Origin of the sequence: Methylobacillus gramineus, from assembly GCF_020532675.1 — a bacterium.
GTDB lineage: Bacteria > Pseudomonadota > Gammaproteobacteria > Burkholderiales > Methylophilaceae > Methylobacillus > Methylobacillus gramineus.
The window spans coordinates 1,783,042-1,804,242 of the sequence record NZ_JAJAVE010000001.1 but is presented as its reverse complement, the minus strand read 5'-3'; the positions used below and the strand labels follow the sequence as shown (position 1 = coordinate 1,804,242).

17 protein-coding genes are annotated in these 21,201 nt (G+C 49.7%); 10 read left to right on the top strand and 7 right to left on the bottom strand.

All coding sequences use genetic code 11. The features are described 5' to 3' along the window. Positions 1 to 57: 57 nt before the first annotated feature. Positions 58 to 717: a MarC family NAAT transporter gene (locus tag LG201_RS08415; RefSeq protein ID WP_226771709.1), complete on the bottom strand. Its 660-nt coding sequence runs from the start codon at positions 715 to 717 to the stop codon at positions 58 to 60. Between the two features lie 158 nt (positions 718 to 875). Beyond that, positions 876 to 1,349 (bottom strand): hypothetical protein, encoded by a 474-nt coding sequence (locus LG201_RS08410; protein WP_226771708.1) that lies wholly within the window; start codon positions 1,347 to 1,349, stop codon positions 876 to 878. Positions 1,350 to 1,914: 565 nt separating this feature from the next. Between LG201_RS08410 and LG201_RS08405 the strand changes: the two genes are divergently transcribed. The 9 genes from LG201_RS08405 to LG201_RS08365 all read left to right on the top strand — a co-directional run bounded on the left by LG201_RS08405 (position 1,915) and on the right by LG201_RS08365 (position 12,584). Then, a complete protein-coding gene (locus LG201_RS08405; RefSeq protein ID WP_226771707.1) occupies positions 1,915 to 3,156 on the top strand; it encodes an FAD-dependent oxidoreductase in 1,242 nt (413 codons plus the stop codon). Between the two features lie 12 nt (positions 3,157 to 3,168). Continuing rightward, positions 3,169 to 3,429, top strand: a complete 261-nt coding sequence (locus LG201_RS08400; protein ID WP_226771706.1) for a sarcosine oxidase subunit delta — start codon at positions 3,169 to 3,171, stop codon at positions 3,427 to 3,429. Continuing rightward, the gene (locus LG201_RS08395; protein WP_226771705.1) at positions 3,426 to 6,317 is read left to right on the top strand and encodes a 2Fe-2S iron-sulfur cluster-binding protein; all 2,892 of its coding nucleotides are present in this window, start codon (positions 3,426 to 3,428) and stop codon (positions 6,315 to 6,317) included. Before LG201_RS08400 ends, LG201_RS08395 begins: the two co-directional genes overlap by 4 nt. A gap of 8 nt (positions 6,318 to 6,325) precedes the next feature. Beyond that, positions 6,326 to 6,991, top strand: a complete 666-nt coding sequence (locus tag LG201_RS08390) for a sarcosine oxidase subunit gamma family protein (protein WP_226771704.1) — start codon at positions 6,326 to 6,328, stop codon at positions 6,989 to 6,991. 29 nt (positions 6,992 to 7,020) lie between these two features. Beyond that, positions 7,021 to 8,400: a type III glutamate--ammonia ligase gene (glnT, locus tag LG201_RS08385; protein ID WP_226771703.1), complete on the top strand. Its 1,380-nt coding sequence runs from the start codon at positions 7,021 to 7,023 to the stop codon at positions 8,398 to 8,400. Between the two features lie 24 nt (positions 8,401 to 8,424). Further along, complete coding sequence (locus LG201_RS08380; protein ID WP_226771702.1) at positions 8,425 to 9,321, top strand: class II glutamine amidotransferase; 897 nt, start codon at positions 8,425 to 8,427, stop codon at positions 9,319 to 9,321. Beyond that, entirely contained in the window at positions 9,309 to 10,001 is a 693-nt protein-coding gene (locus tag LG201_RS08375; RefSeq protein ID WP_226771701.1) for a GltB/FmdC/FwdC-like GXGXG domain-containing protein, read from the top strand. The genes LG201_RS08380 and LG201_RS08375 overlap by 13 nt, the downstream gene beginning before the upstream one ends. Positions 10,002 to 10,003: 2 nt before the next feature. Further along, positions 10,004 to 11,338, top strand: a complete 1,335-nt coding sequence (locus LG201_RS08370) for an FMN-binding glutamate synthase family protein (protein WP_226771700.1) — start codon at positions 10,004 to 10,006, stop codon at positions 11,336 to 11,338. A 412-nt stretch (positions 11,339 to 11,750) separates the two neighbouring features. After that, positions 11,751 to 12,584, top strand: a complete 834-nt coding sequence (locus tag LG201_RS08365; RefSeq protein WP_226771699.1) for a TorF family putative porin — start codon at positions 11,751 to 11,753, stop codon at positions 12,582 to 12,584. Between the two features lie 120 nt (positions 12,585 to 12,704). On the opposite strand, the gene LG201_RS08360 is transcribed toward LG201_RS08365, so the two are convergent. The 5 genes from LG201_RS08360 to LG201_RS08340 all read right to left on the bottom strand — a co-directional run bounded on the left by LG201_RS08360 (position 12,705) and on the right by LG201_RS08340 (position 20,256). Beyond that, positions 12,705 to 14,903: a TonB-dependent receptor gene (locus LG201_RS08360; protein WP_226771698.1), complete on the bottom strand. Its 2,199-nt coding sequence runs from the start codon at positions 14,901 to 14,903 to the stop codon at positions 12,705 to 12,707. Positions 14,904 to 15,103: 200 nt separating this feature from the next. Continuing rightward, on the bottom strand, positions 15,104 to 15,541 hold the full coding sequence (locus LG201_RS08355; RefSeq protein ID WP_226771697.1) for an ASCH domain-containing protein: 438 nt from the start codon (positions 15,539 to 15,541) through the stop codon (positions 15,104 to 15,106). 10 nt (positions 15,542 to 15,551) lie between these two features. Then, positions 15,552 to 17,756 carry an OsmC domain/YcaO domain-containing protein gene (locus LG201_RS08350; RefSeq protein ID WP_226771696.1) on the bottom strand — a complete coding sequence of 735 codons (2,205 nt, stop codon included), beginning with the start codon at positions 17,754 to 17,756 and terminating at the stop codon, positions 15,552 to 15,554. 151 nt (positions 17,757 to 17,907) lie between these two features. Next, on the bottom strand, positions 17,908 to 18,039 hold the full coding sequence (locus LG201_RS08345; RefSeq protein WP_319006043.1) for an RlmF-related methyltransferase: 132 nt from the start codon (positions 18,037 to 18,039) through the stop codon (positions 17,908 to 17,910). A 93-nt stretch (positions 18,040 to 18,132) separates the two neighbouring features. Continuing rightward, positions 18,133 to 20,256, bottom strand: coding sequence for a P-loop ATPase, Sll1717 family (locus LG201_RS08340; protein WP_226771694.1), 2,124 nt, complete (start codon positions 20,254 to 20,256; stop codon positions 18,133 to 18,135). A gap of 448 nt (positions 20,257 to 20,704) precedes the next feature. Between LG201_RS08340 and LG201_RS08335 the strand changes: the two genes are divergently transcribed. Then, positions 20,705 to 20,917: a hypothetical protein gene (locus LG201_RS08335; protein WP_226771693.1), complete on the top strand. Its 213-nt coding sequence runs from the start codon at positions 20,705 to 20,707 to the stop codon at positions 20,915 to 20,917. Positions 20,918 to 21,201: the final 284 nt, after the last annotated feature.

Genomic DNA, 21,201 nt, shown 5'->3' with positions numbered 1-21,201 from the left:
ATGCTGTTTGATATATCCAGGATGCACTGTTGTTATAAAAAATATTGATCCTCATTTTTACATCGTAGAAAACTCGATATAAAAATCCCTGATTCCCGAAGCCAGGAACTGCACTGCCACACAGGTCAGCAGGAAACCCATGATTTTGGTGACGGCTTGTACGCCATGCTCGCCGAGAAACTTCTCGATGATGTGCGCTGAAGCCAGTGCAAGATAGGCCACACTGATGGTGATGAGGATGCCAATGATCACAATGCTGTAGCCGAGCATATAAGAGCCATCAGGGATTTGCGATCCAAAGCCCATCACTACGGCAATTGAACCTGGCCCGGCTAAACTAGGCATGGCCAATGGGGAAAATGAATAGTCCAGATCGGCATGCTTGATTTCCGTCGTTTCGGTATCAACGCTGGATGATGAATCCTCTCCAGAGAAAATCATGCGCAGCGCCAGAATCAGAATGATGATGCCGCCAGCAACGCGAATCCCCGGTATTGAAATGCCAAACAAGGCAATGATGCCGTTGCCTAACAACAAAAATGTACTCAAGATACAAAACGCATAAAAACAGGCTTTTTTGGCTTGAAGTTTTTTATTGGCGGGCGTCATCCGGCTGGTCAGCGCCATGTATAGAGGAATGGTAGTCAGTGGGTTCATGATAGGCAGCAGGCCAACCACCACGATTGAAATGTATTTGAGTATGTCCAGTATGCTCATGCAGACCTTTCTGGTGTTCTTCTATATCCAAATCCAATGAGAAACGTTGCGCTGTTTCATGGCGCTTGATTTTTCACAAGTTGACTTGGGTTATCAGTTTTCGCGATAAAGCGTGATGTTTCCAGGCAAGCAGCCAGCCTAGCATGCTTGCCGCATGTCTACTTACTCAATAGTGAAGCGACGGTGGCCATTTGTTCTTTGCTCAGCCCTTGATCAGACATCGTTTTATGCAAGGTTTTCATGGCGGCTGACAGGCCAGTGTGTAATGTGCTGATGGCGGCCTGTACCTCTAGTAGTTGTGTTTTTCTCTCATCAGCGGAGAGATGCTGGTTGGCCATGATGGCTTGCAAGCGTTGTTGTTGCTCACGTAATTGTTCCTGCAATTTCCTGATCTGCTTGAGTATGGTCTTGATCAGGTCGGGCAGGTCGCTGTCATCAATATCTTGATTGGGGTTAGACTTGTTGGTCTGTTGCGGGGCAAAGGACGAGAGAAGTTGCCCTAGCTGGGATATCTTAACTTCGGAACGGTTGGATGACAGACTGGCACTAGCCCCTGCAGGTTTGGCGGTGGGGTTGAGTTGGGATACAAGCTCAGAAACATAGGAAGGGCTGGTAGGAGAGAGTTTGTTCATACCGATATTTTTTTAGCGTCAACATAGTTTTTACGACACTCTGTTGTAAAGCTTTACCTCTATCAGGATACGTCTCGTATTGGTCAAAGCATGATGGGCTTCATCATCCATGTTTTCTTTGAGTGATCTATCACAGTGCAATCTACGCATGCTTTGCCTGTGTGCCTCTTTTTGGTGCAAAACCTGAGTGCTATCTCTCCTTATTTGTAGCGTCCTCTGCTCATTGGCAGTCCTTCTATTCTTTATTCCTTAGCCGTTCCGGCGAATCAAACCACGTTTGACTCAATGATTGGTACAGGCCCTGCTTGTTAGCAAGATAAAGCGATTCATGTCGCGGGCTTGCACTTCATTATTTATTTAAACGTGTGCAAAAACAGGCAACTACTCCCTTGGAGGTATTGACCTGTGATTGATGTTTCTTATTATGAATAAAAGTTTCATAAATTGATTGACACTGTTTTTTTGCATCGGTATAAATACGTTTTATAAGTTTCATAACAAGAAAAAAAGTTTATCAATAATTTAATCGTTGGATTGGGTTACCCAGTTCATTGGAGTCAAATCAATGCCGTTAAGACTGCTTAAATACGCGTTAAGTAAAGACTATCCCGGAACGCGGTTTTTTAAGGCGCATGAAACCCCCAAGAAGTCGTATGACGTAGTCATTATCGGCGGCGGAGGTCATGGCCTGGCAGCAGCGTATTACCTGGCCAAGGAACATGGCATCACCAATGTGGCGGTGCTGGAAAAAGGCTATATCGGTGGCGGTAACACGGGCCGCAATACCACCATCGTTCGCTCCAATTACCTCACTCCTGAAGGCGTGAAGTTTTACGATGCCAGCGTCAAGATTTATGAGGGTTTGTCCGAGGAACTGGATCTCAACCTGTTCTATTCCACCCGCGGACACTTCACGCTGGCCCATACCGAATCTGCCATGCGTACCATGCGCTGGCGTGCCGAGGTCAACAAGCACGTAGGAGTTGAAAGCTATGTGGTTGGTCCAGACGAGATTTCCAAGGCCTGTCCTCAGCTTGATATGAGCTGTAGTGGCCAGGCCCCCATCCTTGGCGCTTTGTATCATGCGCCAGGCTCGGTGGCCCGTCATGATGGTGTGGCCTGGGGCTATGCCCGTGGTGCTGACCAGTTGGGGGTGGAGATTTTCCAGAACACAGAAGTACTGGGTATAGACGTCAAGGCTGGCAAGGTGGTGGGGGTCAACACCAACAAAGGCTATATCGCTACCAGCAAGGTGCTGTCAGCCGTAGCGGGTTTCACGCCACGCATCTGCGAGATGGTGGACCTGGATACGCCTATCGTCATTCATCCATTGCAGGCCTGCGTGACCGAGCCGATGAAGCCCTGGCTGGACACCATCCTGGTGTCCGGCAGTCTGCATGTGTATGTCAGCCAGTCTTCACGTGGCGAGCTGGTAATGGGGTCTTCGCTGGATCCCTATGAAGTGCATTCCACCCGATCCACGTTGGATTTTGTTGAGGGCCTAACCTCGCACATGCTGGACATGTTCCCTTTCCTTTCCAACATCAAGGTGGTGCGCCAATGGGCGGGCATGGCGGATATGACGCCAGATTTTGCGCCCATCATGGGCAAGACGCCAATCGAGGGGTTTTACCTGGATGCTGGTTGGGGCACCTGGGGCTTCAAGGCCACCCCAATCAGCGGCAAGACCATGGCAGAAACCATTGCCCGTGATCACGCACCAGATCTTATCCATTCTTTCCGCCTGTCACGCTTTGAGGATTACGAGCTGACCGGGGAAAAAGGCGCGGCCTCGGTCGGTCATTAGAGGATAGAAATAATGAAATTACTGACATGTCCAGTGAACGGCACCCGTCCCTTGAGCGAATTTGTCTTTGGTGGTGAATATCGCGTTGCCCCGCCAGCAGACTGTACCGATGCAGAGTGGGCAGCCTATGTGCACAACCGCAGTGGCGCACCTGGGATCAAGAATGAATGGTGGTATCACGCGCCCAGCGGCACCTGGTTTATCGCTGAGCGCAATACATTGACTGACAAGGTGATGCGTACATATCTGAAAGGGCAGGAGGGCAGCAAATGAGCGCGCGTTTAGCCAAACAAAAAGGTGAATGGATTAACCGCTCCACTGCCGTCAAGTTCAGTTTTGAAGGCAAGGAATTCAGCGGTTTTGAAGGCGATTCCATCACCAGCGCCCTCTGGGCCAGTGGTGAGCAGGTCATAGGCCGCAGCTTCAAGTATCACCGCCCACGCGGCATCCTGAGCTTTGCCAATCATGACGTGAATATCATGCTGACCGATGGCATGGATACCAATATCCGCGGGGATGTGGTGCCGGTTCGCAATGGTATGGCGCTGGAAGCTGTCAATACCGATGGGGGAGTGAAGAAGGATAAAAATCGCTTTATCGATTCCATCTCACCGTTGTTGCCTGTCGGTTTCTATTACAAGGCATTTCATACCCCCAGGAAGCTGTTCCCATTCTGGGAAAACATCATCCGCAAGGCGGCAGGCCTGGGTGTGGTCAATTTCAATTATCCCCGTATCCTCAAGCGCAAGAAGCACAGGCACTGTGACGTACTGGTGATAGGCGCCGGTGCTAGCGGTCTTTCTGCCGCTTATGAAGCAGGCAAGAGCGGGCTGCGCGTGATGCTGGTGGATGAAAACCTGCAAATAGGCGGCAGCCTGGGCTTTGACTGGGGTGGCACACAAGAGGCTGCCAACCTGCTGAAAGACTTGTTGGCCAAGGTGGAAAGCCTGCCCAATGTAGAGGTGATTGCCGCGGCTTATGCTGCTGGTTATTACCCCGATCACCTGATTCCTGTGGTGACTGCTGATGGCATGATCAAGGTCAGGGCCAATGCCGTCATCATGGCCAGCGGGGCTTTTGAGCAGCCCCCTGTGTTCAGGAACAACGATATTCCCGGTGTCATGCTGGGTTCCGCCGCCCAGCGCCTGTTGCATCGTTATAGCGTCAAGCCTTTCAGCAATGGCGTGGTGTTTACCGCTAATGATTATGGCTACCGCGTGGCGCAAGACTTGCTGGAAGCTGGTATCAAGGTAGCGGCCGTGGTGGATTTGCGCAGTGATGCCAAGGATGGGCCATTGGCAGCTCAGCTTGCACGCCGTGGCGTCAAGACAATCAGCGGCAGCTGTATTTATGAAGTACAGCCCAATGCAGGAAAGACTGGCGTCAAGTCCGTGACCGTGGCGGAATATGATGAAAAACTTAATGAAGCGCTGACCCGCAGCAAGGTCACGATAGACTGCGACGGCGTGGCGATGTGTGCTGGCTGGGCCCCTGCGGCCAACCTCTTGTACCAGGCTGGCACCGCCATGCGCTACGACTATGGTGTGCACCAGTTTGTGCCCAACAAGCTGCCTGCTGGCATCTTTGCCGCTGGTCGCGTCAATGGGGTCTATGCGCTGGAACAGAAAGTCCAGGATGGTGCGCGGGCGGCTTCGCTGGCTCTGCGCCACATTGGCCTGGGTACACCTGAACTGTCATCTGTATCCCCTTCAAACACCGCACAAAGCCATGAATACCCTGTGGTACCGCATCCCAAGGGCAAGAACTTTGTCGATTTTGATGAGGATATCCAGGTCAAGGATTTCATCAATGCGGCCAAGGAAGGCTTTGACAACATTGAGCTAATGAAGCGCTTTACCACGGTGGGCATGGGCCCCAGCCAGGGCAAGCATTCCAACATGAATGCCATCCGTATCCTGGCCCGCGTGCGTGGCGTGCCAGTGGAGCAGATCGGTACCACCACTTCACGCCCGTTCTTCCACCCCACACCCATAGGTCACCTCGGTGGTCGTGGTTTCCATCCACATCGCCTGACACCATTGCACGATATGAACCACAAGCTTGGTGCAGTGTTTACGGATGTGGGTGCCTGGAAGCGTGCGGCCTATTACCAGGTGCCTGGCCTCAGTCTGGCGGATACCGTGCTGGCAGAAGTCGAGGCAGTGAGGACCAAGGCCGGCATTATCGATAGCAGTTCCTTTGGCAAGATCGAAGTACACGGCCCGGATGCTGCACTGTTCCTGGAACGGTTCTTCACTGGCAGTTACAGCGTCCAGCCTGTTGGCTCTTCGCGCTACACCATGTTGCTGGATGAATCCGGCGTGGTGATAGACGATGGGCTGGCCCATCGCTTGGCAGACGATTTGTTCTATCTCTCTTCCGGTACTTCCAATGCTGCAGCTGTTTACCGTGAAATGCAGCGCTGGCAGCAGATGTGGCAACTGGATATTGGTCTGGTCAATGTTACCGGTTCTTATGCCGCTATCAATATCGCTGGCCCACTGGCTCGGCAAGTGTTGTCCGGCCTCGTCAATGTCAGCCTGGATGAAAGCGCAATGCCGGCCCAGAGCATATGCGAGGCTGAAATTGCTGGCGTGCCAGTACGCTTGATCCGCGTGGTCTTTGTCTCGGATACCACTTATGAGTTGCATATCCCCACTCCACAGGCCGCGTTTGTCTGGGAGCGGGTGATGGGGGCAGGTCATGCCTTGGGGCTTAAGCCTTTTGGCACTGATGCCCAACGCTTGCTGCGGCTGGAAATGGGTCATGCCATGCCGGGTATTGATACCGACGGCCTCACCAACCCCTACGAGATTGGTGCTGACCATGCCCTCAGCCTGGACAAGCCCGACTTCATTGGCAAGCGCAGTCTGCAGATTATTGCCAAGCGGCCATTGAAGAAAATCCTGGTGGCGTTTGCGCTGGATGCAGGCTATGCCGGGGAGATGCCGTTTGAGTGCAACCTGGTGATACGCGATGGTGAGATTGAAGGCCGTGTGACCAGTATCGCTTATTCCAGGACGGTAGGTCGCGTGATTGGATTTGCCTACGTGGCACCTGACCATAGTGCGCTGGAATCACGATTTCAGATTCGTGCTGACAGTGGGGCGTTAGTCAGCGCCACCGTGGTTTCTTCCCATTTTATTGCAATGCAAAAGTGAGCATCGCCATGCAGACAGACAAATTCATCACCCCGATCGCCCATGCATTTTCAGCCGGACTAGGTTCCTGGGGTGTCATCAACGGCATGCAGGTGGTCACGCAGTTTGTGGACAAGGATGTAGAAGAAATCAGAAAAGAATTATTGGGAATTGCTGACGCCAGTTTTCTCGGCAAGTTTGGAGTCAAGGGGCGTCATGCCGCGCAATGGTTGCAAGACCAGGGTGTGGACATTCCGACGCAGTCCAACAGCTGGGTGGCTGACGCAGATGGCAACCTGGTGTTGAGGCTGGGTGGCAGTGAATTCCTGATTGAGGATGCGCCGGACGGCAATCTTTGCGAAAAGCTACTTAAAGCAGATGCAAAGCGGGCAGGTGTATACCTGGTACCTCATGTTGAAGCGTCGTTGGTATTGAGCGGCAGTGCGGTACAGGAGTTGTTGGTAGAAGTATGTTCAATTGATTTAACTCGCGCTGCCCTGGGCACACAAGAAGTCATCATGACTCAATTTGCCGGGGTAAGTGTAGTCCTGATACACCAGGACCTGGAGGGGGAGGCCCGCTACAGGGTGTGGTGTGATAGTTCGTATGGTCCATATTTGTGGGAATTCATGGCAGGCATCGCTAGCGAACACAGTGGCGGACCCATTGGAGTAGGCAACTACTTCAGTCTCTAAAAATGAATTGATCGGACTCGGAGAGTTATATGAAAACAGTAGATGGAAAGTTCACATATCAACCAAGCACTCCTGTCCAGGAACTGGCTCAAGCTGAGCAGTTCCTGGCGCAAAATAATGTCAAATACGTGCTGGCGCAGTTTGTGGACATTCATGGTGTGGCCAAGGTGAAGTCAGTACCTGCCGCTCATTTGGGATCCATCCTGAAAGGTGGCGCTGGTTTTGCTGGTGGTGCGATCTGGGGGATGGGTATTCTGCCCAATGGCCCTGACTACATGGCCGTGGGGGATTTATCCACGCTCAGCCTGATTCCCTGGCAAGCCGGTTATGCACGCATCATTTGTGATGGGCATGTGGAAGACAAGCCGTATGAATATGACTCACGCGTGGTGCTGAAAAAGCAGATAGATCGCCTGAGTGCCAATGGATGGACGCTGTTTACCGGCTTGGAGCCAGAGTTCTCCTTGCTGAAGAAAGACGAGAAGGGTGGCATTCATCCCTGTGATGACAGTGATATCCTGCAAAAGCCTTGTTATGACTATAAGGGCATGACGCGACAGTCTGAATTCCTCGAGCGCCTGACCGAGTCCCTGATTGCGGCTGGCCTTGATGTTTACCAGATAGACCATGAGGATGCCAACGGCCAGTTCGAGATCAACTACACCTATGCAGACTGCCTGCGTAGCGCGGATGACTACATCCTGTTCAAGATGGCGGCCAGCCATATTGCCAATGAACTTGGAATGATCTGCTCATTCATGCCCAAGCCCTTTGGCAATCGCCCTGGCAACGGCATGCATATGCACATGTCCATAGGCGATGGCAAAAAAAGCCTGTTCCATGATGACTCAGACAAGACCGGCCATGGACTGTCCCAACTGGCGTATCACTTCCTGGGCGGCATCCTGCACCATGCGCCAGCACTGACTGCGCTGGCGGCCCCAACGGTCAACTCTTACAAGCGCCTGGTAGTCAGCCAGTCCCTGACAGGCTCTACCTGGGCTCCGGCCTATATCTCATATGGGAACAACAATCGCTCCACCATGGTGCGCATTCCTTATGGTCGCCTGGAGTTGCGTTTGCCTGATGGTAGCTGTAACCCTTATTTGACGACGGCTGCCGTGATTGCCGCTGGCCTGGATGGCGTAAAGCGAGAGCTCAATCCTGGCGCTGGTCACTCCATTAACCTGTTTGACCTGTCCTTTGCCGAAATGAAGCAGCAAGGCATAGGCATTCTTCCACAAAACCTCAATGAGTCCCTGGATCAGCTTGAAGCTAACCAGGTGTTACGCGATGCCTTGGGTAACTCCCTTACCGAGGAGTTCATCAAGCTCAAGCGCTCTGAGTGGATCGACTATCAACGACATGTATCGGATTGGGAAATCAATCGATACATAGAGTTTTTCTAAATTTGGATTCTGAAGGAGAACATCATGTGTGGAATCGTTGGATTACTGGTCAAGAACCAGAAAATGCGTGCCAATATTGGCGAGTTGATGCTGCCTATGCTGATAGGCATGACCGAGCGCGGGCCTGATTCGGCTGGCCTTGCCATTTTTGGGGCGCCGGTGGATGACGAGGCTCGCAAATTCAGCCTGTATTCAGCTGACCTCAGCTTTGACTGGAAAAAATTCGGGGCAGACCTCAACAGCACACTCAAGACCAAGGCCGAGATTGAAGTGAAGGTGAATCACGCGGTGATCACCACCTCTGTCAGCCCGGAACAGGTCAAGGCATGGCTGCTGTCAGCATATCCACAGGTGCATCTGTTATCTGTCGGTCAATTGATGGACATCTACAAGGACACTGGCACGCCAGCGCAGGTAGCGAGTCGATATGATTTCTCCAAGCTCTCCGGTAGCCACCTGGTAGGCCATACCCGCATGGCAACTGAATCTGCCATCACACCATCCCATGCCCACCCGTTTACTGCAGGTGAAGACTGGTGCCTGGTACATAACGGTTCCCTGTCCAACGCGCATAGCATCCGTCGCAAGCTTGAGTATGAGGGTATTACGTTTGAGACCGACAATGATACCGAGGCTGCCTGCCGCTTTCTGCAATGGCGCATGCGTGAGGGCGATGACCTGAAGACAGCCCTGGAACATGGCTTTGACGAGCTGGATGGGTTTTATACCCTGCTGATGGGTACCAAGGATCAGCTTGCGCTGGTGCGGGATCCATTTGCCTGCAAGCCAGCCATTGTGGCCGAGCATGATGATTACGTGGCGATTGCTTCCGAGTTCCGTTCCCTGGCACACCTGCCTGATATCAAGAACGCAAAGGTATTTGAGCCTGCACCAAAGGAGATGTACGTATGGAAACTATAACGTTTGATCTGGACCAGCACACCCTGCGCGAGGTCAATCAATACCTGCACAGCGATGCTGCTGAACTCAATGGCAAGACGGTCACAGTGGCCAATCCGAATGGATCGCACAATATTGCCGTGGGACTCAAGTCTGACGTCAATGTCACGATCCAGGGCCATGCCGGTTATTACGCTGCGGGCATGAATCAACTCGCCAATGTCGTGATTGAAGGCAGTGCTGGCACCGGCGTGGCTGAGAACATGATGTCCGGCCGTGTCCATGTGAAAGGCTTTGCCTCCAATGCGGCAGGTGCCACTGCCAATGGTGGTTTGCTCGTCATCGATGGCGATGCTGGCTTGCGTTGCGGGATTTCCATGAAGGGCGTCAACATTGTGGTGGGTGGTTCTGTCGGCAGCTTCTCCGCTTTTATGGCACAAGCTGGCAACCTGGTCATCCTGGGCGATGCTGGGGAAGCACTGGGCGACTCCTTGTATGAAGCCCGTATCTTTGTGCGCGGCAGCATCCAGAGCCTGGGGGCTGATTGTGAGGAAAAACCCATGGATGCCGAGTCTCGCCAGATTTTGGTGAACCTGCTGGCTGAGTCTGGCCACCAGGATGCAGACCCTGACAGCTTCACTCTGCTGGGTTCTGCTCGCAAGCTATACAACTTCCACGTCGATAACGCAGGAGATTATTAATCATGAGCGACGCCCCAAAAATCCCGCAAACCGAGCCACGTTACTCGGCCACTTTCGACAAGAACACCGCGGCGGAAATCCGCCGTGCGGCTGCTACCGGTATTTATGATATTCGTGGCGCAGGTGCCAAGCGCAAGTTGCCGCACTTTGACGACCTCCTGTTTCTCGGTGCATCCATCAGTCGCTACCCACTGGAAGGCTATCGTGAGAAATGCGGCACGGATGTGATCCTGGGCAACCGGTTTGCCAAGAAGCCCATTCACCTGAAAACCCCGGTGACCATTGCCGGCATGAGCTTCGGTGCGCTGTCAGGACCGGCCAAGGAAGCCTTGGGCCGTGGTGCAAGTGCCGTTGGCACCAGTACCACCACGGGGGATGGCGGTATGACCCCGGAAGAGCGTGGGCAATCCTCCATCCTTGTTTACCAGTATTTGCCATCACGCTATGGCATGAACCCAGATGATCTGCGCAAGGCCGATGCGATTGAAGTGGTGATCGGCCAGGGTGCCAAGCCAGGCGGTGGTGGTATGTTGCTGGGGCAGAAGATCAGTGATCGCGTGGCCAAGATGCGTTGTTTGCCCAAGGGCGTAGACCAGCGTTCTGCCTGCCGTCACCCAGACTGGACCGGCCCTGATGATCTTGAAATCAAGATTGCCGAAATCCGTGAAATCACCGATTGGGAGAAGCCTATCTACGTCAAGGTGGGTGCTACCCGTCCTTACTTCGACGTGGCGCTGGCGGTCAAAGCCGGTGCGGACGTGGTGGTGCTGGATGGCATGCAGGGCGGTACCGCTGCCACGCAGGAAGTGTTCATTGAGCATGTGGGCATCCCGATCCTGGCTGCTATTCGTCCAGCCGTGCAAGCCTTGCAGGATCTGGGCATGCATCGCAAGGTGCAATTGATCGTGTCCGGTGGTATCAGGAACGGTGCAGATGTCGCCAAGGCGCTAGCCCTGGGTGCAGATGCGGTCGCCATTGGTACCGCTGCGCTGATTGCACTGGGTGACAATGACCCGCACCTTGAAGCCGAGTACAACAAGCTGGGCACCACTGCCGGTGCATATGATGATTGGCATGAAGGAAAAGACCCTGCAGGGATTACTACCCAGGATCCTGAGCTGATGAAACGGGTTGACCCGGTCAAGGCTGGTCGTCGCCTGGCGAATTATCTGTCGGTCCTGACCATGGAGGCGCAAGTGATAGCCCGTGCTTGTGGCAAATCTCACCTACACAACCTGGAGCCAGAAGACCTGGTGGCCTTGACGCTGGAAGCATCTGCCATGGCCAAGGTGCCATTGGCGGGCACTAACTGGATTCCAGGAGTCACCCAGTTCTAGATTGATTCATCTGGTGCCTGAGAAGGCCGGAGCTATGCTTACAAGCAGCAGAACTCCGGCCTTTTTACGTTCAGTGGCTCAAGCACTACTTACAAAGAAGTAGTGCTTAATGGGAATGGAGAAAAACGGACTCCACCGGCAAAATGGAGAGGCTGTTATTTAGCGATGCCTGCTCCATTGGCCCTCATGGAGCATAGTAAAGGAGTGCCCTCCAGTCCTATATGGACTGGAGGGCACTCCTTCTTTTTTATGGCTATTACCAAAATTATCATGATTAAATCCAGTATTAATAAATGATTACACCATAGTGAGTACTTCCTTCGAGATACTCCTTCAAGATAATTTAAAGTGACAGCGTGATTCTTTATTGTCGTAGCTACTGTTTTTTTTATTGCTACCAAGGGGAGTCACAATGCAATCCAAACGTTTGAACATGCTGGCCTGTGGTTTGGCTGGTTTTCTTTCCATTTCGGCATCGGCAGCAGAGGGTGATACTGATTTAAAGGCAACATTGGAACCAGAGTCACCCCACCATATCAGTACCAATTTCGGGTTTTATAGTGATTACCTGTTCCGCGGTATTTCTTATGCCCGCGGGCGGGGCGCTATCCAGGCTTTTGTGGATTACTCACATGACAGTGGCTTGTTTCTGGGGATTGGTGGCACCAATGTGCACAAGGACGCCATCTACGGCAACACACTTGAGGTGGATATCTACGGTGGTTTCAGTTTCCCTGTTACCGAGGACCTGACCATTACCCCTGGTTTCCTGCAGTTTTATTATCCTGATAACGAAAAGATCGCCAATCAGTCAGCCAATGTGACAGAAGTGAATGTTGCACTGAACTATAAGGATTTTGCGATCAAGTATTCCTATGCCCTGACAGATTGGTTTGGCGTCAATACCCAATCTTACGGGAACACTCAGATTGGTAATCATACGACAGGCACAGGGGACTCCAGGGGCAGCAACTACATCGAGCTAAACTATGATGCACCATTGCCATTCTATGGACTCAATGTGCTGCTGCATGTGGGACATCAATCGGTGAGGAATTACTCGGTAGCGGATTACACCGATATTTCTGTGGGTGTGAACAAGGACTTTGCCATTGCCAACTCAGAAGGCTGGAATGCAGGCATGAGTTATATTGCTACAGATGCCAATGATGACTGGTATGTGACCAGCGCCGGATATAAAACTGGCGATAACAAATTCTTTGCCTACATCAGGCGTACGTTTTAGAAAGTAGATACAGATATCCCTGTGAAAGCGCGTGTTCCACAGGGATATCTTTTGGGCAATGCAGCCAGCAGGACTTTTTATCTCAGGCTGATAAAGCTGCGACCATGTGGCTGATGTAGATCAGAAGCGGATATGCAAGGCCACTTCCAGGCTGCGCGGTTCGCCGACATAGTAGAGCGAATTGCTGGATTGAATGTAGCGTGCGTAGGTTTCATCCGTGAGGTTGCGGATACGCGCAGTCAGGTCGGCATTCTTGGTCACCCGATACTTGGTATGCACATCAAATAAGGCATATGCAGGCACCCACTGCGTATTGGCAGTGTTGGCATACACTGAATCCACATAGCGCGCGCCAATGCCAGCTTGCCAGTCAGGGGTGATGTCGTAGTTAAATCTCAGGTTGACCACTTGGTCTGGCGTATTGGTCGGCGACTTGCCTTTTCTTGATACAGAGACTGTTCCAACCCTTTCAGTAAAGTCATCATATTCTGCATTTACCCATGCAATATTGCCTTCAGCTCTCAGCCTGGGAGTGATTTGCAGCGAGCTGGAAAGCTCAATTCCCCTGGAAGTCTGCTGACCAGCCAAAATGGTGCTGTTTGGGTTTTGTGGGTCAGTCACGGGGAAGTCTCTACGGACTATCTTGTATGTCGCAATGGTGGCAGTGCCTCGCCCATCCAGGTAATTCAGCTTGCTGCCCACCTCTACTTGATAGCCAGTGGACAGCTTGAAGTTGTTGTTGATTTGAGCCACGTTGGCACTGGTCAGCGTGCCACCAGGTGGCTCCGCCGAGGTGCTGTATTGTGCGTAAATATTGGCATCATCCGTCACATCAAATACAACGCCTGCACGTCCGGTGAGGGTATTCCAGCTACGATTGATATCGGTAGGGGCGACCCCTGGGGTATTGTCAAAATGAAAGTCGATATGGTCATAGCGCATCCCGGTCACCAATGACAGGCGTTGGCTCAGAAACTGACGGTTTTCAAGGAAGGCAGATAGCGTCTTGGTCTTGGTGCTGCGGCCTTTTTGCAGGCCATTGCTCATGCCTGGAATATCCGTGAAATGGTCTGGCTCGAAATTGCCGGGAGAAACAACATCAAATACACTGTTAACCGAGGTGGGGAATACGGTTTGCTGGTTCACGTTATAGTCAGTGCCAAAAGACCAGTCGCTTTTCAAGCCAAACAATTCTCCCTTGTGCAGGATTTCGATACGATTCCCGTTTAGCTCCTGATTATGCCGTTGCAGATAGCCAGCTGAACGCGAGATAGCGGTATTGCTGGCGTTATAGTTGTATACCTCCAGGTTGCGATAGTCGCGTTGACCAGTGTAGTGGTAGAAGGTATTACGTATTGAGGTCTGATCATTGAACTTGTATTCGGTGATAGATCGGAGCCAGGTTAAGCGTTGTTCATAGCGACCATCTCTGACGTTGTAATTCTCAAAACGGTTGGATGTGTCGATTTTCAGCTTGCCGTTTTTTGGGTTCAAGGTTGGCGTACCCCAGTAAGGGCTGTCTTCCTGTTCCTCGTGATGTTCCAACGCCAAGGTATGGGACAAGTTGGGCGTAATGTCCGCAAGCCATGACAGTGCAAGGCTGTTCGCCTCGCGCTCCTGGCGATCAATATAGCCATTGCTGCTATTGTGGCTGAAATCGAGACGAACCCAGTTATTGTCATTCAATGCATGGTTGATGCCAAAAGCCGCTTCCATCGTGTCATAGCGACCATAACTGAGGCGTGCCTCCCTGATTTCCGCATCACGTGTGGCGAGCTTGGTCACATAGTTCAGGCTGCCGCCAACAGAACCACTGCCATAGAGGAACGAAGATGGCCCACCAACCAGCTCAACGCGGTCAAACACCCAGGCGTCAACGGGGCGGTTAGCACTGGTATATTGCAGGCTGATGCCATTGAACAGCTGATTAACCTGTGCGCCGCTAAAGCCGCGATATGCAACAAACCCACCCGAGCCAGGAGGTGCGGATGCATTGACACCAGGCAGGCTATTGGCGGCGTCCTGGAAAGTACGTGCGCCAATCTCCTCCATTTTCTGCCGATCAGCAACGGCCACAGACGCGGGGTTTTCCCGAATCGTCAGCCCCAGCCGTGAGCCAGCTTCTGAGGGCTTATCAATATTCAGGCCTTTCTGGTCTTTGATAGAGGAAGTCTTGACAGTAATGGTGTCCAGTTTCTTGATATCGTCTGTTGTCTGTGAGGCCTGATTTAGCGCTTCTTCTGCATACGCAATTTGAACAGAAGATGAAAAAAGCCCCGCGATAATAGTGCTGATGAGAATAGATTGTTGTTTTGTCATGAGGATGTTGAATCGGTACGGATTGATCAAAGTTCCGAACCATATCAATATCTGCCATGAAAGATAATGTGACAAATTGCCGCAGTCACATTCGTGCCAAGCAATTTAAGTAAAGAAGGGCGATGAAGCGTCAGTGTTGATTGGGGGCTATTGGAGGAGCAATGTCACTTATTGATACATCAAATTTGTGCATTGATTCATTAGTCAAACAAGCTTCCCTGATGATCAACGACTTTTGGCGGAGTGTAGTTTCTCGGGTCGAAATCGAGGTCAAATAGTCCTGGCTTGCCTCTGCAGGGGATGAATTCAACAGGAGTGACATTTGCAAAGACCAGCCCATAATGACCGGGGCCGCTGTAAGCACGTTTCTCAATCGGGATTCCGCCTGACTCACCAGGTTGCAGAACATCGACCAGCTCGCCAATCCCAACAATTCCCCCTCGTTCGAGACCAGCCATGTCAGGTACATCAATGCCAGCGACATCCCTGCAATAAAGAATGTACTGCTCAAGCCCGGTCTTGCTGGCATGGATCGCGATTGGCCCTCTGTAATAGGGAATCCAGGTTCTATCATCGACGACAAAATGACCATTGGCCAACATCCAGGCGATAGGCTGGTAAAAGGATAATGCTTTCATTGTCTTTATCCTAACTGGCCGTAGCTGCCATCTTGGCTCGCGCCGTATGCAACTTCCTGTAACTGTCGATCAGGCGCTGGTGCCTGTCTAACCCTTCCAGTTTCATGCTGGTGGGCGTCAAGCCAAAGAAACGTACGCTGCCATCCACTGAACCTATCACGGCGTCCATCCTGGTATTGCCAAACATCTTGCGGAAGTTGACTTCGAAGTCATCCAGTTCCAGCTCATCATCCAGTATCACTTCCAGTACCACATTCAAGGCTTGGTAAAACAAGCCGCGCTCTAAGGTGTTGTCGTTATATTGCAGGAAGGCACCTACCAGCTCATGCGCCTCCTCAAGTTGTTGCAAGGCCAGATGAATCAGCAGCTTTAACTCCAGCACTGTGAGCTGTCCCCAGTCGGTATTGTCGTCAAACTGGATGCCGATCAATGTGCCGATGTCGCCGTAGTCATCCAGCTCATTATTCTCTAAACGCTCAAGCAGTGCTCCCAGGCTGGCATCGTCCAGTTGATGCAGATTCAGGATATCTGCACGGAACAATAGGGATTTGTTGGTGTTATCCCACACCAGGTCTTCTACCGGATACACTTCCGAATAGCCCGGCACCAATATACGACAAGCCGTTGCGCCTAGCTGGTCATACACCGCCACGTAAGCTTCTTTGCCCATGTTGGCCAACATCCCAAACATGGTTGCTACTTCTTCAGCGTTCGCGTTGTCGTCTTTACCCGAGAAATCCCACTCAACAAATTCGTAATCCGATTTGGCGCTGAAAAAGCGCCACGAGACAATGCCGCTGGAATCAATAAAGTGTTCCACAAAGTTATTCGGTTCAGTCACCGCTTCGCTGGCGAAGGTCGGTTGCGGCAAATCATTCAGGCCTTCAAAACTGCGGCCTTGCAGCAATTCGGTCAGGCTGCGCTCCAGCGCGACTTCCATACAAGGGTGCGCGCCGAATGAGGCGAACACACCGCCAGTACGCGGATTCATTAAAGTCACGCACATGACCGGATACTCGCCGCCAAGTGATGCATCCTTGACCAACACAGGAAAGCCCTGCTCTTCCAGCCCCTGAATACCTGCCACAATGCCGGGATATTTCGCCAGCACTGCCTGCGGCACATCCGGCAAAGCGATTTCACCTTCAATGATTTCGCGTTTGACTGCCCGTTCAAAAATCTCCGACAGGCATTGCACTTGCGCTTCAACCAGCGTGTTACCGGCACTCATGCCATTGCTGGCATACAGGTTTTCAACCAGGTTAGATGGAAAATAAACCACCTCGCCATCTGACTGACGCACATACGGCAGCGAACAGATACCGCGCTTGGCATTGCCGGAATTAGTATCTATCAGGTGCGAACCGCGTAGCTCGCCATCAGGGTTGTAAATCTCCAGGCAGTAGTCATCCAGAATCTCTTTTGGCAGCGCATCTTTACGGCCTGGCTTGAACCAGCGCTCGTTCGGGTAATGCACAAATTCCGCATTGGCAATCTCTTCGCCCCAGTACGACCCGGCATAAAAATGGTTGTTACTCAGCCGCTCGATATATTCGCCCAAAGCCGACGCCAGCGCGCTTTCCTTGGTCGATCCTTTGCCGTTAGTGAAACACATCGGCGAATGCGCATCGCGGATATGCAGCGACCACACGTTAGGTACAATATTGCGCCACGAGGCGATTTCAATCTTGATGCCCAAGCTCGCCAGCAGGCCAGACATATTGGCGATGGTTTGTTCCAGCGGTAAATCTTTGCCGGTAATGTAAGTGCGCGACTCGGCAGATGGATTCACCATCAGCAACGCCTGCGCATCTTCGTCCAGGTTAGCGACTTCTTCAATGATGAAATCCGGCCCGGCCTGCACCACCTTCTTCACCGTACACCGGTCAATAGAACGCAAAATCCCCTGGCGATCTTTGTCGGAAATATCTGAAGGTAACTCGACCTGAATCTTGAAAATTTGTTTGTAGCGGTTTTCAGGGTCCACCACATTGTTGTGCGACAGGCGGATGTTCTCGGTAGGGATATTGCGCGTGCTGCAATACAACTTCACAAAATAAGCTGCGCACAGGGCAGATGAAGCCAGAAAGTAATCGAATGGTCCAGGCGCCGAGCCATCGCCCTTATAGCGAATAGGCTGATCGGCAATCACCGTGAAGTCATCGAACTTGGCTTCAAGACGTAGCTTATCGAGAAAATTGACTTTGATTTCCATGGGGAGAATTCCAAGAGTGCTGCAAAAAATGCTGAGGGCGCTATTATCCCTCAACACGACTATGCCACCTAAGAGTAAATTACAAGCTTATGATTACATGAGGTTTTAGAAGGCTAAGGATGAGTGCTTCCACGCTCGTACAATGCCAGTCTTAAGCATGCACAGCAATCAGCAGATAAACTAGATTCGCATCCGAGCCAATATCCAGAATGGTCATTTGTTCAGGGTTTATGGTTGGATTACTCTTTGCCAATAAATACGCGAGAAAGTGCACATAATCCACCCGTCTGGAAGAGCATTTGAAAAAAACAAGGGTCTCAGGCCCTTAGGTTTACTTGGAGTTCTGTTAATAACTGTACGAACAATCAAATAAATTTCAACTATGCCTCTTCTTTGATTTAGAGCGAGTAGTTTGCAAACTTAAATAATTACGCTCATACAAATCAAGCATATTGCTTAATATTTGTTCAACTGCATCATGCTTTTCTGGATTACGTAATTTACTTAATAGCCGAGTTAGCGTCTTATACGTAATTCTAATAATTAGCTTGTTTTGCGTATAGTAGATTTCTCTTACCCAATCTAGCTCAGCTCCTACTTTTATTGTCTCCTCCTCATTCCGACTAACAATGAACCCTAAACGCCCATATGGCCCTGTTAAATACGTTGACAATTGCCTATATGCATCAATACTAAGCTCACTAAAGTTTTTAGCATCAAATACTACCTGATGAACTTCATATGTATTATGGATATGCTGCCAAGTTGGTGTCTTAATTAAGTTGGTACCAACAATATCCCGTCGCTGTACTGCTGAACCATTAGGATGTGGGACAATATTAGAAAGATGACCAGCAAATATTGTTTGCAAAGCCCTAGTCACCCATTGCTCGAAACTGGATGCATCTTCTCTACCTGTTTTAATACTCCCAATTTCTGAAATTAATGTTCCAATTTTCTGAACTCTAATTTCTGGTGTCACAGAAGTAACATTGATCTCATACTCATCATTAATCTGCTCAGCATCTTCGGGAGAAAGAGCATTCTTAGAAAGATTAAGTCCTATCCAGTAACAAGGATGAAGAAGAATTTTATCTTCACTTGAAAACTCGCGATCTGGATTTCTTCCATCATGACAGAAATTGAAAGACCCCGATGACTCATCATGAGTCCCCAAAAATCCCACACTATAGAGTGCTCTGAGTACTCCATCACTTCCCAATATCCGATAGTCTTGCTGGGCTTCTGCAGAGCTATCATTTTGTATTGTGATCGACAATGCATCAATTTTTTCAATTGCCTCTAAATATGTCATTTCAGGGCTACCATTTGAAAAAACAGACACAGCACAGCTAATTACTGGGATGATCGACTGATACTCTTTCTTTAAATCATCTAACCTATTTTCTGAAATATATTTAGCAGTTTTCTCCACATCCGAAAGGACAATTTTATTTCTATCCTGTTTACCTGCTTCAAAAAATGACTGGTTCAATAACGAAAGTAAATCACGGGGACGATATAGCGTGAACTGCAAACATTTTTTAAAGCCTAATTGCCCCTGCAACTCTCTATCGGCCCCCTCATCGGCCGTGCATCTATCCCAAATTTTCTGACTATTTTCAATCTGAAGATTAAATGCAGCATCCAACCGCTTTGTTACTAACTTTAACAACTGATGAGTATCCCAATGTATGCGAATGACTTCTCCCTCAATGTTTCTTGTATAGTCAGGATCATATTTCGCAACCGATCTTATAATATTATCCCGTTGAAAAAGCACAGGTCTAATATTGGAATATCTCTTATTTATTTCAGAAACAACTGCTATTAACCCCGCTATTATCGCAGCCCCTGTTTCATCATTTTCATAACCCTCATCTAAGCGATCTATCAAAATATAGAAATTAACATTAGATTTGGAAAGTAAGTTTTCTAAGTCTCTCTCCAGATCTGCAATTTTCAAATCAAAGCTTAATGTACTGATGGCCTCATCTGGATCATCCACACTTTTAAGAATCACTCTCAAAATGTTTGATAGGGTTGATAAAAAATCGGCAGATGAAGAAGACCATTTTTTTACATGCTCAACTGCTGCAGGACAACAAGAGAATGATTCTTTAAGTTTATAGTTTCTAGAAATATGGCTAAGAATTTCTAGTAAAAACCCATATTTCCATATAATTCTTGCTGCCGCCCTCACATGAGAGTACTTAGCATCAAAGATTTTAAACAAACTCCTAAAACCAATTGTTTGATAATCTTCTGGCGCTACTTGAATAACGTAATTATTTTTTTCTTCTTTCCAGAATTTTGCGAGCCGTAGATACATTGCACTTTTCCCCGTACCTCGCCGTCCAACAACGACCGTACTATCTTTTGTTTCCAAAATTGAGCGAAACTCTGGAGTTTCAATGTAATTGGAGAGCAACAAATTTTTATCGTTTTCCGCAGTTTGCTCCCCTAACAAGGTCGCTCTCACTCCAACTACTTTTTGCACTTTGTATGCCCTCATTAATTTTTCGTATAAGTTTGAATATAGTTTAACGTTAATGAAATTTAATTTCTAGGAATGATAATTTATCTTTTTACACAGCCTACTATAAGGCTACTAAAAATAATCAATGGGTTACGAATTAACGTTACCCATTGATTATTTGGCAGGCCTCCCCGGAGCCCGAACCGGGCACCAATGGATTTTGAGTCCGCTAAATTGACAACCCAATTTATGGGCAAGAAACTTCTAAAAAATCTGCTACATAATACTTTAGATCAGTGGTTAGCGCTGAAATCGAAGTTAACTTATGCAGATTGTCCTTTAAAGCATTGAATTAAATATGAAAAGGCTATCTTCATTATATATACATGTGTAAAAAACTCTGATATCGTGCAAATAATTAAAATATTACTGTGATTTACGCAGACTGATACTCGGGGTGACATTAAAAATGTTAGAGCATAATTCTGGGAAATATTTGTATACGATACGCAGCGCAAACGGCGTGCTGGTTGAAAACTTGCAGGTGTATGGCAAGTCCCGCACTGAGGCGGATAACAAGATTCGGCAAATGTATTTGCGTTGTGACATTATCAGCTGCGGCTTGATTGAAGACATCAGGCCACGTGTGCCGAACTTGAAAATGAATTGGTTACGACCATAACAGTTCGATAAGACTGGCTCTAGAACCAGGCATGTTTTAAATAGAATACGCATAGTGAGTACCACCGTCGAATAGCTTGCAGTCCGCAGGGAAACCTAGCGTGGCAACCATCGACTGGCGTCGTACTTTGTCTGATCTCCCTGCCATGACCATCATATTTTGCATATGACAGCGCGTTTACTTTTCGCGTTGTAAAAAAGATGGATGCTGGCAGGGATGTGTCCCCATCTGCGATTTATCAAGCATCATCACATAGCATTACCCTCGGAGTTTCCTCGTATATA

What these genes read in the sequence shown, in the direction of transcription:
- LG201_RS08365 (WP_226771699.1), top strand. Translation starts at nt 11,751, where the DNA reads ATGCAATCCAAACGTTTGAACATGCTGGCCTGTGGTTTGGCTGGTTTT.
- LG201_RS08405 (WP_226771707.1), top strand. Translation starts at nt 1,915, where the DNA reads ATGCCGTTAAGACTGCTTAAATACGCGTTAAGTAAAGACTATCCCGGA.
- LG201_RS08350 (WP_226771696.1), bottom strand. Translation starts at nt 17,756, where the DNA reads ATGGAAATCAAAGTCAATTTTCTCGATAAGCTACGTCTTGAAGCCAAG.
- LG201_RS08395 (WP_226771705.1), top strand. Translation starts at nt 3,426, where the DNA reads ATGAGCGCGCGTTTAGCCAAACAAAAAGGTGAATGGATTAACCGCTCC.
- glnT (WP_226771703.1), top strand. Translation starts at nt 7,021, where the DNA reads ATGAAAACAGTAGATGGAAAGTTCACATATCAACCAAGCACTCCTGTC.
- LG201_RS08335 (WP_226771693.1), top strand. Translation starts at nt 20,705, where the DNA reads ATGTTAGAGCATAATTCTGGGAAATATTTGTATACGATACGCAGCGCA.
- LG201_RS08400 (WP_226771706.1), top strand. Translation starts at nt 3,169, where the DNA reads ATGAAATTACTGACATGTCCAGTGAACGGCACCCGTCCCTTGAGCGAA.
- LG201_RS08380 (WP_226771702.1), top strand. Translation starts at nt 8,425, where the DNA reads ATGTGTGGAATCGTTGGATTACTGGTCAAGAACCAGAAAATGCGTGCC.
- LG201_RS08375 (WP_226771701.1), top strand. Translation starts at nt 9,309, where the DNA reads ATGGAAACTATAACGTTTGATCTGGACCAGCACACCCTGCGCGAGGTC.
- LG201_RS08370 (WP_226771700.1), top strand. Translation starts at nt 10,004, where the DNA reads ATGAGCGACGCCCCAAAAATCCCGCAAACCGAGCCACGTTACTCGGCC.
- LG201_RS08355 (WP_226771697.1), bottom strand. Translation starts at nt 15,541, where the DNA reads ATGAAAGCATTATCCTTTTACCAGCCTATCGCCTGGATGTTGGCCAAT.
- LG201_RS08360 (WP_226771698.1), bottom strand. Translation starts at nt 14,903, where the DNA reads ATGACAAAACAACAATCTATTCTCATCAGCACTATTATCGCGGGGCTT.
- LG201_RS08390 (WP_226771704.1), top strand. Translation starts at nt 6,326, where the DNA reads ATGCAGACAGACAAATTCATCACCCCGATCGCCCATGCATTTTCAGCC.
- LG201_RS08410 (WP_226771708.1), bottom strand. Translation starts at nt 1,349, where the DNA reads ATGAACAAACTCTCTCCTACCAGCCCTTCCTATGTTTCTGAGCTTGTA.
- LG201_RS08415 (WP_226771709.1), bottom strand. Translation starts at nt 717, where the DNA reads ATGAGCATACTGGACATACTCAAATACATTTCAATCGTGGTGGTTGGC.